At 63.0% G+C, this 13,788-nt stretch carries 13 protein-coding genes; 7 read left to right on the top strand and 6 right to left on the bottom strand.

The window, feature by feature from the left end:
* Position 1 precedes the first annotated feature (1 nt).
* Both AC1RBA_RS25935 and AC1RBA_RS25930 read right to left on the bottom strand, forming a co-directional pair.
* On the bottom strand, positions 2 to 916 hold the full coding sequence (locus tag AC1RBA_RS25935; protein ID WP_492420262.1) for a carbohydrate ABC transporter permease: 915 nt from the start codon (positions 914 to 916) through the stop codon (positions 2 to 4).
* A 111-nt stretch (positions 917 to 1,027) separates the two neighbouring features.
* Entirely contained in the window at positions 1,028 to 2,290 is a 1,263-nt protein-coding gene (locus tag AC1RBA_RS25930) for an ABC transporter substrate-binding protein (protein ID WP_492420260.1), read from the bottom strand.
* Between the two features lie 355 nt (positions 2,291 to 2,645).
* Between AC1RBA_RS25930 and AC1RBA_RS25925 the strand changes: the two genes are divergently transcribed.
* The 3 genes from AC1RBA_RS25925 to AC1RBA_RS25915 are packed head-to-tail and all read left to right on the top strand — an operon-like array spanning position 2,646 to position 6,118.
* Positions 2,646 to 3,974 carry an ABC transporter substrate-binding protein gene (locus tag AC1RBA_RS25925; RefSeq protein WP_240453600.1) on the top strand — a complete coding sequence of 443 codons (1,329 nt, stop codon included), beginning with the start codon at positions 2,646 to 2,648 and terminating at the stop codon, positions 3,972 to 3,974.
* Positions 3,949 to 4,662, top strand: coding sequence for a response regulator (locus AC1RBA_RS25920; protein WP_492420257.1), 714 nt, complete (start codon positions 3,949 to 3,951; stop codon positions 4,660 to 4,662). The genes AC1RBA_RS25925 and AC1RBA_RS25920 overlap by 26 nt, the downstream gene beginning before the upstream one ends.
* Entirely contained in the window at positions 4,655 to 6,118 is a 1,464-nt protein-coding gene (locus AC1RBA_RS25915) for an ATP-binding protein (protein WP_070218101.1), read from the top strand. The genes AC1RBA_RS25920 and AC1RBA_RS25915 overlap by 8 nt, the downstream gene beginning before the upstream one ends.
* A gap of 16 nt (positions 6,119 to 6,134) precedes the next feature.
* Here the strand turns inward: AC1RBA_RS25915 and AC1RBA_RS25910 are convergent, their stop codons facing one another.
* The gene (locus AC1RBA_RS25910) at positions 6,135 to 7,352 is read right to left on the bottom strand and encodes a hypothetical protein (RefSeq protein ID WP_492420255.1); all 1,218 of its coding nucleotides are present in this window, start codon (positions 7,350 to 7,352) and stop codon (positions 6,135 to 6,137) included.
* Between the two features lie 237 nt (positions 7,353 to 7,589).
* Between AC1RBA_RS25910 and AC1RBA_RS25905 the strand changes: the two genes are divergently transcribed.
* Positions 7,590 to 7,955 (top strand): type II toxin-antitoxin system RelE/ParE family toxin, encoded by a 366-nt coding sequence (locus tag AC1RBA_RS25905; protein ID WP_492420253.1) that lies wholly within the window; start codon positions 7,590 to 7,592, stop codon positions 7,953 to 7,955.
* Positions 7,912 to 8,259: a helix-turn-helix domain-containing transcriptional regulator gene (locus AC1RBA_RS25900; protein WP_099408596.1), complete on the top strand. Its 348-nt coding sequence runs from the start codon at positions 7,912 to 7,914 to the stop codon at positions 8,257 to 8,259. Before AC1RBA_RS25905 ends, AC1RBA_RS25900 begins: the two co-directional genes overlap by 44 nt.
* 15 nt (positions 8,260 to 8,274) lie before the next feature.
* On the opposite strand, the gene AC1RBA_RS25895 is transcribed toward AC1RBA_RS25900, so the two are convergent.
* From AC1RBA_RS25895 to AC1RBA_RS25885, 3 genes are read right to left on the bottom strand one after another with little or no spacing between them, the layout of a single operon-like run.
* A complete protein-coding gene (locus tag AC1RBA_RS25895) occupies positions 8,275 to 9,297 on the bottom strand; it encodes a Gfo/Idh/MocA family oxidoreductase (protein WP_492420250.1) in 1,023 nt (340 codons plus the stop codon).
* A 28-nt stretch (positions 9,298 to 9,325) separates the two neighbouring features.
* A complete protein-coding gene (iolG, locus tag AC1RBA_RS25890; RefSeq protein WP_492420373.1) occupies positions 9,326 to 10,312 on the bottom strand; it encodes an inositol 2-dehydrogenase in 987 nt (328 codons plus the stop codon).
* Positions 10,305 to 11,171 carry a MurR/RpiR family transcriptional regulator gene (locus AC1RBA_RS25885; RefSeq protein ID WP_326457795.1) on the bottom strand — a complete coding sequence of 289 codons (867 nt, stop codon included), beginning with the start codon at positions 11,169 to 11,171 and terminating at the stop codon, positions 10,305 to 10,307. The genes iolG and AC1RBA_RS25885 overlap by 8 nt, the downstream gene beginning before the upstream one ends.
* Positions 11,172 to 11,430: 259 nt before the next feature.
* Between AC1RBA_RS25885 and AC1RBA_RS25880 the strand changes: the two genes are divergently transcribed.
* Positions 11,431 to 12,480: a sugar ABC transporter substrate-binding protein gene (locus AC1RBA_RS25880; RefSeq protein ID WP_492420248.1), complete on the top strand. Its 1,050-nt coding sequence runs from the start codon at positions 11,431 to 11,433 to the stop codon at positions 12,478 to 12,480.
* A 174-nt stretch (positions 12,481 to 12,654) separates the two neighbouring features.
* On the top strand, positions 12,655 to 13,788 hold the full coding sequence (locus tag AC1RBA_RS25875; RefSeq protein ID WP_070218115.1) for an ABC transporter permease: 1,134 nt from the start codon (positions 12,655 to 12,657) through the stop codon (positions 13,786 to 13,788).

The following is a 13,788-nucleotide window of genomic DNA, read 5'->3' as shown; positions in this document are numbered from 1 at the left end:
CTTACAGTTCGTAGCGTGTCAGCTTGCGCTGCACGAAAAAGAAATACACGCCGACGCCCGCGAGGATGACGAGGAACATCATGGTGGCCACGGCAGCGCCCATGGTGGGGCTGCCCAGCTGGGCCTGGTAACCGAAGAAGGTGCGGTAGAAGAAGGTGCCGAGGATGTCGGTGGCGTAGTTCGGCCCCGCCAGCGCACCTTTCACGGAGTACACGAGGTCGAAGGCATTGAAGTTGGCGACAAACGTCAGGATGGTCACCAGTCCCAGGGTGGGCCAGATCAGCGGCAGCTTGATTTGCCAGAAGATGCGCATGGCGCTGGCGCCTTCCGCGTGGGCCGCCTCGATGATTTCCTCGGGCACGGCCAGCAGGGCCGCATAGATCAGCATCATGGGAATGCCGATGTATTGCCAAACAGAAATGAGCGCGATGGTCAGCAGGGCCGTCGATTCCTGGCCCAGCCATGGCGCGAAATAGCTGCCGATGCCCACGCCATCCATCAGCGACTGGCCCACGCCCCACAGCGGCGACAGGATCAGCTGCCAGATGAAGCCGATGATCACCACGGACAATAAGGTGGGCAGGAAGATCAGGGTGCGGTAGCTGCGCTCGCCCTTCAATCCCTTGAGGCTGAAGAGGGTGGCCAGCAGCAGGCCGATGGGATTTTGCAGCAGCATGTGGATGAGGAAAAACTTGCAGTTGTTCCACATTGCATTCCAGAAACTTTGCGACCATTGCGGGTCGAACAGGATGGTGGCGTAATTGGCCAGACCGGCAAAATGATGGCGGCCGCCCTCATCGGTCGTGTACAGGCCCAGGCGCAGGGTATCGGCCAGGGGCAGGGCGCTGAACAGCGAGTAGATGAGCAGCGCCGGCGCCAGGAACACGGCCACGTGCCACGGGAAAGCTTTCTTCACGGCGAAACTCCAGACGAATAAAAGCACCGGCGGCGGGGCCGCCGGCAAAACCGCGCCACCGGGCCGCTGCATCGCATTGCTCAGGCCGGTTGCGGGGGGAGGATGGGGGGATTACTGCTGCGGCTTGTACCACTTGGCAAAGCCGGCCTGGATCTGGCGCGCCGCGTCCTTCGGCGCCAGCTTGCCGTTCAGGACTTGGGCGTTGACGTTCCACAGCTCGTTTTCCATGCTCGGTTCGCCCCGGTTGAGGATTTGCGCGTTCAGGCGGATGGTCGAGGCGCAACTGGCGCGCCAGCCGTTCATCTGCTTGGCCAGCGGATCCTTGATGGAAATCAAATGGTTCGACAGCGAGAAGAAGCCCGTCACCTTGTTGGTGTAGATGTCGGCGAATTCCTGCGAACCGAGCCAGGCGAGGAATTTGTAGGCATCTTCCTTGTTCTTCGACTTCTTGTTGACGCTCATGCCGATGTCCGTGTGGTCCGAGATATAGCACTTGTCGCCGGCCTTGCGCACGGGCGGGTTGAAGGCGCCCAGTTCCAGCTCCGGGTCCTGCTTGAAGTAGGCGATGTCCCAGGAGCCGGACGGATAGATGGCGGCCTTGCCCAGCGCGAACTGGTTCTGGCTGTCGCCATAGGTTTGCGCGCTGGCGCCCTTGGACAGATAGCTGCCCAGCCGGGCTTCATATTCCCAGGCGCCGACGAATTGCTGATCGGTAAACTTGGCCTTGCCGGCGATCAGCGCCTTGCGGCCATCCTCGCCCTTCCAGTAATTGGCGCCGATGCTGGTAAACACCACCTGGTTCGCTTCCCACTGGTCGGCCGTGCCCAGCGCCAGCGGCGCATACTTGCCGCTCTTCTTGACCGTTTCGAGCACCTTGAAGAATTCCTCTTCCGTGGCGGGCGGCTGCAGTTTCAGTTCGCGGAAGATTTTCTTGTTGTACAGGAAACCATGTATGACGGAGGCGATCGGCATGCAGAAGGTGTCCTTGCCATCGTCCGTCTGCCACGCCACCTTGGCCGAGGCGGGAAAATTCTCCATGCCGGCCTTGCCGTCGAGCTTTTCCAGCTGGCCCCGTTTGTACAGGGCCAGCGAGACGTCGAACGGGCGGCAAGCGAGCAAGTCGCCTGCCGTGCCGCCGCTCAGGCGCGCGTTCAGCGTGGAATCGTATTCGGTGGGGGCCGTGGGCGAAAACTTGATTTCGATGCCAGGATGCTTTTTCTGGAAGGCGGGGATGAGCACCGTTTCCCACAGGGTCTTGTCGTCCACGCGCCAGCTTTCGATGGTGAGCGTGCCCGCTTGCGCCGTGCCGCTGGCCAGCAGCAGGGCCAGCAATGTGTTGCGCGCGGCCACGCCGCCTTGTGCATGCAATCGCATGATGTCTCCTTGTTGGTGTTGGTCTTGTTTGGCTGCCTGATACGCTGCAGTTGGCGGACAGTAGCATCGGGGGAAATGTGACGCCAGCTCCCGGCATTGCGCTGACGATCATTTCTTATCTTGTTGATTTAAAAGGATAATATTGAAATGCGCAGGTGCGCTTGCTTACCTTTCCTTACCATTGGCCGCTGCCGTGGCGCGCCGTGCGGGGCGTCGGGCGGGCGGGACGCCCCGGGCGCCGTGCAAGATGGCGCAACAAAAGCTCACGTTTCTTTACAAATCAGGTGACTAAATTACCAACCTGCTGTTTTGTAGTTGGGCTATAGTTTGTCGCGACAAGAACAAGGGGACAGCATTGAAGACGCCACCGCGCAGCACCGCCGACCGCCATGCCGGGGCCGCCCGCCGTCGCGGCGTGGCGGCACTGGCACTGCTCTCACTGATGTGGACCGGCGTGCCCGTGCGGGCCGAGCCGCTGCAAGTGCTGCACTGGTGGACCTCGACCGGCGAGCGCCGCGCGGCCGACGTGCTGGTGGCGCGCCTGGCGCAGGAAGGCGTCGAGTGGCGCGACGCGGGTATCGCGGGCGGCGCCGGCGTCGGCGCGGGCAAGGTGCTGAAGAGCCGCGTGCTGGCCGGCAATTCGCCGGAAGTCATGCAGCTGATCGGCTACACGCTGGGCGAGTGGAGCGACCTGGGCCTGCTGCTGCAGCTCGACAGCGTCGCCGCCAGCAACAACTGGCGCGCAACCATGTATCCGACCGTGTGGGGCCTGCTGCAGAACCGCGGCCATACGATGGGCGTGCCGGCCGGCATCCACCGCATCAATACGCTGTTTTACAACCGCAAGATTTTCCAGCGCCTGGGCCTGGCCGTGCCGCGCAGCTGGAGCGACTTCGAGCGCGTGGCCGCCACGCTGCGTCAGGCCGGCATCACGCCGCTGGCGCAAAGCAGCGAGGCGTGGCAAGTGGCCACCCTGTTCGAGACGCTGGTGCTGGCCGAATCGGGGCCTGCCTACTACCGCGCCCTGTTTGTCGACAAGAAAGCCGAGGCGTATGCGGACCCCCGCCTGCGGCACGCCTTGCAGCGCTTGAGGTCGCTCAAGCAATGGATGGCGGCGCCGCTGCGCGAACAGAGCTGGCCCGAGATGGCGCGCCAGGTCGGTGATGGCGAGGCGGCCATGTACATCATGGGCGACTGGGCGAAGGGCGAGCTGAACGCCTGGGGCCGCGCCACGGACGAGGTCTTCGGCTGCGCCGCCGCGCCCGACACGGGCGAATATCACCTGTACAGCATCGATACGCTGGCCATGTTCGCTTCCGACTACACGCACCAGGGCGCGCAGGAAAAGCTGGCGCAGGTGGTCGCTTCGCCGTCCGTGCAGCTCGAGTACAGCCAGGTAAAGGGTTCGATTCCCGCCTTGCGCCAGACCGACCTGTCGCGCCTGGACAGCTGTGGGCGCGCTTCGGCGCAGGCGTTCGCGCGCGGCGCCGCCTTCCAGGCGCCCAGCCTCGTGCACCGCATGGCCACCGATGAAACCAGCAAGGACGCCATCATCGCCGAGGTGCACCGCTATTTCCTGGACGAGACGATCAGCACGGCCGACGCCCAGCGCCGCATCGGCAGCATGTTGCAGGTGCTGAATAAAAAAGGACGAGACCATGTCACGCAAAATCCTGGTCGTTGACGACGATCAAAAGACCCGCATGCTGTTGAAGGCATATTTAGAAAAGAATCAATATGAGGTCAGCCTGGCGCACGATGGCGCCACCTTCCTGGCCGAATTCCACCGCCATGTCGACAGCCTGTCGCTGGTGATCCTCGACGTGATGCTGCCTGACACGGACGGCTTTGCCCTGTGCAAGGTGGTGCGCGCCCGCTCGAACGTGCCCATCATCATGCTGACGGCCAGCTCCGACGAGACGGACCGGGTGGTGGGCCTGGAGCTGGGCGCCGACGACTACATCGCCAAGCCCTACAGTCCGCGTGAATTGCTGGCGCGCATCAAGGCCATCCACCGCCGCACGGGCATCGACGCGGCGCCGCCGCCCCGCTACTACCGCTTCGTGGGCTTTACGCTCGATACGCTGGAGCGCACGGTCACGGACGCGGACGGCGAAGCGCTGCAACTGACGGGCCTCGATTTCCAGCTGCTGCGCTATTTTGTCGAGCATCCGGGCGATATCCTCGACCGCAGCGTGCTGTGCGAACAGACGCGGGGGCGCGACGCGGGGCCGCTCGACCGCTCGCTCGACGTGCAGGTGAGCCGGCTGCGGCTGCGCCTGAAGGATGATGGCAAGCAACCCGTGCTGATCAAGACGGTGCGCGGCGCCGGCTATGTGTTTTCGGCCGACGTCAGCAGTGCGCATGCCTGAGCGGGGCGCGCGCCGCCTGCTCGAGCGCCTGCTGCCGCCATCGCTGCTGGGCCGCCTGTCCGTCGTGATGGTGGCCGGCGTGCTGGCCACGCAACTGGTGGGTAACCTGATCTGGGCCGCGCAACTGCGCCGCGACTCGGCCGTGGAAGCGCGCATGGCTTCGCAGCACCTGGCCCGCAGCGCCAGCAGCACCATCCGCTTCTTTCTCAGCCTGCCCGCCAATTACCGGCCCATCCTGATCCAGCAATTCCGCGAGATGGGCGGCACGCGCTTCTTTGTCAACGTCAACCAGGGCCCGCTGGCCATCCGCGAAATCGCACCGCACGCACTGGCCGACACGGTGGTGGCGACCGTGGGTGCGGCGCTGAAGAGCGACTTGCCGCAGCTGGCCGGCTACCGCGTGGGCTTCGCCTGGCCGGCCGACCTGGTGGTGGCCGACAGCGGCGCGCGCATCGGCGACTTGCCGGAAAACTGGGTCCAGCATATCTTGCTGCTGAAACCGAATCCGGCCCCCGTGCTGGTGATCCAGGCCGAACTGGAACCAGGCAACTGGCTGTACCTGGCGGCGCTGATGCCGAATCCATATTTCTTGCAAAGCAGCAACCCTTGGACCTTGGACCGGGTACTGCTGCAGGCGCTGTCGCTGGCGGCCGTGCTGCTGCTGTCCATCCTCGTCGTGCGCTGGACCACGCGGCCGCTGGCGGCCCTGTCGGATGCGGCCGAGGCCTTTGGCCGCGGCGAGACGCCGCCGCCCCTGCCGCAGACGGGCAGCCGCGAGTTCGTGCAGACGGCGCGCGCCTTTGGCGCCATGCGCGAGCGCATCCAGCGTTATCTGGAAGACCGCGAACGCCTGTTCGTGTCGATTTCGCACGACTTGCGCACGCCCATCACGCGTTTGAAACTGCGCACGGAACTGCTCGACGACGATGTGCAGCGCAATGAATTCCACGACGACCTCGACGAGCTGGACATGATGGTCAAGGGGGCGCTGCAATGCGTGAAGGATAGCGACATCCATGAAAACGCCACCGAGGTGCGGCTCGACGCCTTGCTGCAGCGCATGGTGCGCGGCGCCCAGCTGGCCGGCCACGAAGTGCATTACGTGGAGACGGGCCTGAGCGTGACGGCCAAGCCCCTGGCGCTCAAGCGCGCCATCGGCAACTTGCTCGACAATGCCTTGTTTTACGGCAAGACGGCGCACCTGTCCGCGCGCCGCGAAGGCGAGCACATCGTCATCCGCATCCGCGACGACGGCCCCGGCGTGGCCGAAGAGGCGTTCGCCAGCCTGTTCCAGCCCTATGTGCGCCTGGAACATGGCCGCGAGCAGAATGCGCACGGCATGGGGCTGGGGCTCGGTATTGCGCGCAGCATCGTGCAGGCCCACGGCGGCGAGCTGAGCCTGGCCAACCACCGCGAGGGCGGCCTGGAAGCGACCATCCGCCTGCCGGCGCAGTAAGGCGCCGGCGGCAGCGTCAGGCCAGCAGCGCGCTGGGCACGCGCGGCGAGGACATCAGGTCGCGGAAGGCGCCCCAATGCGCGGCACGCGTCGCGCCCTGGCGCTCGACATAGGCTTTCGCCATGTCCTGGCCCAGGTTGTAATTGATGACGTACGCACCCATGGCATCGTAGAACTGCAGGCGTTGCGCGGATTTCTCGGCCGGATACAGGCGCACGTTGATCAGCCATTCCAGCGCTTCTTCGCGCGTGATGGTGCCTTCGAGGTACTGGCGCGCGATGTCGTTGTCGGCGTAGCTCAGTTTGGCCAGCAAGGCATTGAGTTGCGCATAGCGGGGCGCCAGCGCCGGGTCCAGGCCGGCCAGCGGGTACAACACCTGCTGTTCGAAGTCCAGCCTTTCCGCATCCGTGAAACTCAGTTCGATGCCGTAATTGGCCGTACCTTCGGCGATCAACGATTGCGGCGAATACAGCGGGTAGATGCAGTATTCCATCCAGCCCTTGCCGCGCACCAGGTCGCGTTCCAGCAGCACGTTGTAGACGTGGTGGCCCGGATACGCTTCGTGGCAACCGAGGTCGACGGCGCGATCGATGTACACGGGCAAGTCCGTATTGATCTGGATCACGCTCTGGTAGTTGCCCTTGTACCAGTTGTAGCCGCTCCAGGGCTTGTCGGTGACGAATTCCAATACGAAATCTTCACCGTCGGGCAGCGCGATGTAGCGCAGGGTGCGCTCGCGGCCCATGCGGATGGCCGCGTCCATGACGGCACGCAGCTTGTCGGCGGGAATGACGAGTTGCGCGCGCAAGGCGTTGACACGCGCGCTGACGGTGCCGGGACCGGGCAGCAGGGCGTCGATCTGCGCCACCAGGTCTTCGTAGTACGCACGGCTGTGATGGGGCGAGACGGCGTCGTACAGGCGCGCGCTTTCCGTATCGAAATCGAGGCGTGCGCCTTGCAGCATGTCCGCGCGCGCCAGCACGGCGTGCAACTGCTTGCGCAGGTTAAGGGCGCGCAGGCAAGGTTCGTCGGCCAGCAGGGCCAGCGCCTTGTCAGTCGCGGCTTTGATGTCGCTCAAACTCAATTGCTGTTCTACCGCTTCCTGTTGCCATGCGGGCGGGCCGTAATAGGCGTCCACGTACGAGGCATCGTGCTGGCCCATGGCCAGGACCAGCTTGACGTAGCGTTCGGCCACGTCGGCAAGGGGAGGGGAGTTGCTATCGTTATTCGTCATGGCGGCAGGGTTTTTCGCGGTTGGGCAGCGCTTATTGTATAGCGCAATAGCATGCGCGTGAGGCGTGTACGCGCCACATCATTTCTCTACAGTAACTGGGGAAACGCATCTTGATATACATCAGTGATCCCGGCATTCGGCACCTGCGTCATGCGGTTTCGCCGCAAGATGGCGTGGTCTTCTTTTTTATGCAACCACGTGATTTTTTCCTTGATCTTTCTTCGTTTATGGACGAATATGATGTACGAGATCCGGCACTATCTGACATCATCGGGCAGGGATTTATATACGGAATGGCTGAAACGCCAGCGCGATACTACGGCCAGGGTGGCCATAGCCCGGCGCGTGTTGCGTATGATTCCCGGCAATTTTGGCGACCACAAGTTCTGCCACGATGGCGTGTGGGAATTGCGCATCGACGTGGGGGCCGGTTACCGCGTGTATTACGCCATCGCCGGCGAACAGATCATTTTATTGCTGTGCGGCGGCGACAAGCGCACGCAGCCGAAAGATATCGAATACGCCTGTGCCTGCTGGCACGACTGGAAGGAGAGAGGACATGAAAGAGGAACCAAGCAAACCACCGAGAGACCGCTCGCATGACGATGCGATGGCCGAACTGTACCGCGACGATCCCGCTCTGGCCCTTGAACTGATCAACAATATCCTCGTCGATGGCGACCATGGCGAACTGCTGGCCGTGCTGCGCCAGCTGACGCGCGCCTTTGGCGGCGTGCCCGCCGTGGCGCAGGCGGCCAAGCTCAATCCTACCCAGCTGTACCGTACTTTGTCGCCCGAGGGCAATCCCTCGCTGAGCACCTTGACGGCCATCCTCGATGCCATGGGCTTGCGGCTGGCCGTGGAGCCCAGGCAGCCCGAACGTCCATTTCCCGCGCCGGCCGCCTGAGTCCCCGCCTTTGGTTTAAAACTCGACGGGCCGTGCCTCGCGCATCGCTTGCGTCATGGCCAGGCCGATGCGCGTCGCTTCCGTCGCGTCGTGCAAAGTCAGTGACAAGGTGCGCCGGCCCAGCGCCGCATCCGTGAACTCCTGCGCCTCGATCAAAAAGGCGTCGGCGAAGCGGGCATAGAAGTCCGGCGTGCATTCGTTGCGCACACCGTGCGCATCGGAAATTTCTACCCGGTTCAGGCGCGGATTGCTGCCCACGGCCAGGCGGCCGCTTGTGCCGAACACTTCCGTCAGGGTTTCATGGCCGTGCGCCATGGTGCGCGAAGCCATGAAGCTGGCCATGCTGCCATCGGAAAATTCGACTGTGGCCAGGCCGTTGTCGACGTCGCCGAACGCCTGCAAGCCCGTGTGGATGGCGTTGGTGCCGCTCGCATACACGCGTTTGGGCACGGGATTGCCCAGCAGCCAGCGCGCCAGGTCGATATCGTGCACGCTGCAATCGAGGAAGATGCCGCCGCTGGTGGGGGCGAAGCGCATGAAGGCGCCGCTGGGGTCGTTCTGGTCGCAGGTTTGCGAACGCACGAGATACGGCTTGCCGATGAGCCCTAGTGCGATCTTTTGCTGTGCGTCATGATAGCTGGTGTCGAAACGCCGCACGAAGCCGATCATGATGGTCAGTTGCGGGTGGCGCGCCGCTTCCGCTTCCACCTTCAGGCAGTCGGCCAGGTCCAGCGATAGCGGTTTTTCGCAAAACACGTGCTTGCCGGCGCGCAAGGCGGCGATGATCTGGTCCGCATGCAGCGAGGTGGGCGTGACGAGGAAGACGGCGTCCAGGCCCGGGTGGGCCAGCAGCGCATCGTAGTCGGCATAGCCGGTGGTGATACCGAGCTGGCTGGCGGCCCAGTCCAGTTCAGCCGGCACGGGACTGCAGGCGGCGACTACTTCGGCGTTGGGCACGCGCTGCGCCAGGTTGATGGCGTGGCGCTGGCCCAGCCTTCCCAGGCCGACGATGCCGACTTTTAATGTTGGGGATGACATGTGGTCTCCAGATAGCTTTATTATTGGTTTATACAGTGACGACGCGCTGTTCGCGCCACGACAGCGTTGCCGCCTCGGCCAGTTCCAGCGCCTTCAAGCCATCGTGCACGGTGGTGCGCAGCGGCGTGCCGTGGGTGAGGGCGTCAAAGAAGTGCGCCATTTCCTGCGCGTAAGCCACGCGGTAGCGTTCCAGGAAGAAATCTTCCGGCTTGTCCACGCTGACGTTCACCGAGCCATAGGCTGTCACTTCCGTCGGCTTGTGGTTGCCCGCCTGCAGCATGCCGGCGCTGCCCAGCACTTCGAAGCGCTGGTCGTAGCCGTAGGCGGCGCGGCGCGAGGCATTGATCTGGCACAAGCGGCCCTTGGCCGTGCGGATGGTGACGACGGCCGTATCGAGGTCGCCCGCCTCGCCGATGGCCGGATCGACCAGGCAGCTGCCCGTGGCGTGCACACTGACGGCTTCATCGTCGAGTATCCAGCGGAAGATGTCGAAATCGTGGATCAGCATATCCTTGAAGATGCCGCCCGACACCTTGATGTAGCTCACGGGCGGCGGACCGGGATCGCGGCTGGTGACGACCAGCAATTCCGGCGTACCGATTTCTCCCGCTTCAATCCGTGTCTTGACGGCATGGAAGGTGGGGTCGTAACGGCGCTGGAAGCCCAGCATGCACAGCACCTTGGCTTCCTTGACGGCAGCGGCGCAGGCGCGTGCCCGGTCCAGCGTCAGATCGACGGGCTTTTCGCAAAAGATGGCCTTGCCGGCAGCGGCCGAGCGCAGGATCAGGTCCGCGTGCGTGTCCGTGCTGGAGGCGATGACGACGGCCTTGACGGCAGGGTCGGCCAATGCCGCTTCCACCGTGGCGCTGCTGCCGCCATGCAAGCCGGCCAGCGCGGCCGCCGCTTCCTGGTTGACGTCGACCACGTACTTGAACTGTACGCCGGGCTGGGCAGCCAGGTTGGCCGCGTGGATTTTGCCGATGCGTCCGGCGCCGAACAACGCTACTTCAATCATCATGTTCTCCTGGGGTGTGGATTTCTTCGATGTCGAGCTCTAATTTGTATGCCAGCGCGATGAACAGCGCCTGGCACAGGCAGATGGTGCTGGTCAGCGAGCGGAAGGCGAAGGCGCTGCCCTCGGTGACGGTCAACAACGCGTCGGCGGCCCGCGCGAGCGGCGCCAGTTTGCTGTCGGTAATCACGAGGACCTTGGCACCCTTGTCTTGCGCCGCCTTGATGCACTGCTGGGTTTCCTTGCCGTAAGGCGAGAAACTGATGGCGATCGCCACATCGCGTTCGCGCACGCTGCGCATCTGTTCGCGGTGCATGCCGCCCAGTCCGCTGATCAGGTGCACGCGCTTGTCCGTGTGTTCGAGCGCGTAGGCGATGTAGGAGGCGATCGGAAACGACCGGCGCACGCCGATCACATAGATGTTTTCAGCCTTGAGCAGCAGGTTGACGGCCGCTTCCAGTTGCACGTCGTCGAGCCCGGCGGCCAGATCGTCGAGGCCGGCACGGCTGGCGCCGACGAATTCGCGCGTCAAGTCGCCCGCGCTGAGGGCCGCGTCGCGCGTGGAGATGAGCTTGCGGATGCGCTGCTGGTAGTCGGGCGTGGCGCCGGCCTGGTCCGTGTACGCCTGGCGGAACACATCCTGCATTTCGGAAAAGCCCGTGTAGCCGAAGCGCTGCGCGAAACGCACGATGGCCGACGGCTGCACGTCACAGGCGGCAGCGATGTCGCTGATGCGCTCGAGCATCAGGCTGGCGCGGTGCTTTTCGATGTATTGCGCGATGACTTTCAACTGGCGCGACAGGTTGTCGTACTCGGCGGCAATGTGCTGCATCAGCTGTTCGATGGGGGCGGTGGCTGCCATGGTTTTTTTCCTCGGTATGCTTGCTGGGCCGCGATGACGTATCAATTCCGTGCGGCTGGTTCTGGCGAGAATTATAGGAGGGAATCTTGAAAATAGAAACGAATTTCTATTTAAATTTATTTTGAAAATTTTATTGCATTTGTCTTTTTTGTGGCCTAAGCTGTGCGCAGTGCATCGGTTCGTGTGCCGCAAGGCCAGGCCGGTGACACCCTTCATAAAAGCTCGCAACTATAAAAATTAATCCGTCTAGGAGACATTCATGCATAGCAATAAAAGCAAGGGTTTGATGAAGTGCCTGGCCATCGCCAGCCTGGGCCTGAGCCTGGGTTTGAGCACGGGCGCCAGCCATGCTGCCGGCGAGAAATTCGTCATGGTCAGCCATGCGCCGGACTCCGATTCCTGGTGGAATACCATCAAGAACGCCATCAAGCAAGCCGGTGAAGATTTCAACGTGTCCGTCGACTACCGCAATCCGCCGAATGGCGACCTGGCCGACATGGCGCGCCTGATCGAGCAGTCGGCCGCGCGCAACTATGATGGCTTGATCGCCGACATCGCCGACTTCAGCGTGCTGCAAAAGCCGCTGGGCACGGTCGTGGCGAAGAAAATCATGCTCGTGACCATCAATTCGGGGACCATCGCGCAAAGCGAACAGTTGAAAGCCATCATGCACGTGGGCCAGCCCGAGTATGACGCGGGCCTGGGCGCCGGCAAGCGCGCCAAGGAAGCGGGCATCAAATCGTTCGTGTGCGTGAATCACTATGCGATGAATGCGTCGTCGTTCGAACGCTGCCGCGGTTTTGCCGATGCGCTCGGCGTCGATTTCAAATCGTCCACGCTCGACACCAATGGCGTCGACCCAGGCGTGATCGAAAGCAAGGTCAGCGCCTATCTGCGCAGCAATCCGAAGACCCAGGCCGTGCTGGCGCTGGGACCGGATTCGGCGCCGGCCGCCATGCGCGCCGTCGAAAAGCTGGGTCTGAAAGGCAAGATGTACTTCGCCAGCTTCGATTTGTCGGAAGAAATCGCCAAGGGCATCAAGGATGGCAGCATCCAGTTCGCCATCGACCAGCAGCCCTACCTGCAAGGCTACATTCCCGTTGCCGTGATGGCCATCATGAAACAGCAAAAAATCACTGGCCTGGCCAAGGTCAAGGAAATCCTGATCGCCAATCCGAAATACCAGGCGCGCCTGGCCGAATACGGCCTGACGCCCATCTACGGCCCGCGCCACATCAGCTCCGGCCCCGGTTTCGTGACCAAGGAAAACATCGCCAAGGTCGAAAAATACGCCGGTCAATACCGCTAATCCACACAGTCGCCACCAGGAGTTGCCCAGCGCCGCACCGCCTCCGCGGGCGGCGCATGGGAGGAACACGCCTGGCGCCAGCGATGCTGGCAGGAAAGTAATCGGAATTGGTAACAAGTATCACTGAAAGGAATTCGTATGACTGCGCTCAAATCCAGCCTGGCTAGCCCCGGCATGAATCCTCCTCCGCCTCCCGGCGCCTCCAGCAAGCCAGTTGCCGCCGCCGACGAGCGCGTGGGCACGACCAGCTGGGTCAAACGGTTTTTCGGCCGCCCCGAGTTCGCCTCGATTTCCGGCGCGGTGCTCGTGTTTGCCTTCTTCGTCATCACGGCCGGCGATTCCGGCATGTTCAACCTCGATGGCGTCGTCAACTGGATGCAAGTGGCGTCCTACCTGGGCATCATCGCCATCGGCGCCTGCCTGTTGATGATCGCCGGTGAATTCGACCTGTCGATCGGCTCCATGATCGGCTTTGCCGGCATGATGATCGCCATCCCGACGATTTATTTCCACTGGCCATTGTGGGCCGCGATCCTGTTCGCCTTCGCCGGTTCCATGGCGCTGGGCTGGCTTAACGGCTATATCGTCATCAAGACGCGCTTGCCATCGTTCATCGTGACCCTGGCATTCCTGTTCATCCTGCGCGGCCTGACCCTGGCCCTGTCGATCATGTTCGCCAACCGCACCATCGTCAGCGGCGTGGGCGACCTGGCGGCGCAAGACTGGCTGGCCAGCCTGCTGTTCCACGGCAACGTCGCCACCGGCCTGTTCCAGTGGATGGGCGCGCATGGCTGGATCGCCGTGCTCGACGACGGCTCGCCGCTGGTGAAAGGCGTGCCGAAAGTCATCGCCTGGTGGCTGGTGCTGGCCGCCGGCGCCGCATTCGTCTTGTCGCGTACCCGTTTCGGCAACTGGATGTTTGCCGTCGGCGGCGACGCCAATGCGGCCAAGAATGTGGGCGTGCCGGTGCGCAAGGTCAAGATTTCCCTGTTCGTCTTCACGGCCTTCTGCGCCTGCCTGTTTGCCACCTTGCAAGTCTGCGACGTGGGTTCGGCCGCCGCCGACCGCGGCATGCAAAAGGAATTCGAAGCCATCATCGCGGCCGTCATCGGCGGCGCCTTGCTGACGGGCGGCTACGGTTCCGTCGTCGGCGCCTGCTTCGGCGCGCTGATCTTCGGCGTAGTGCAGATCGGCATCACTTATACCAACATCAATTCGGACTGGTTCCGCGTATTCCTCGGCGTGATGCTGCTGATCGCGGTGCTGTTCAATAACTTTGTACGCTCACGCGTCACGGAAGCGAGATAA

The sequence above is a fragment of the Janthinobacterium sp. GW823-FHT03B06 genome, assembly GCF_058796955.1.
This window is presented reverse-complemented; position numbering and strand designations above follow the sequence as displayed.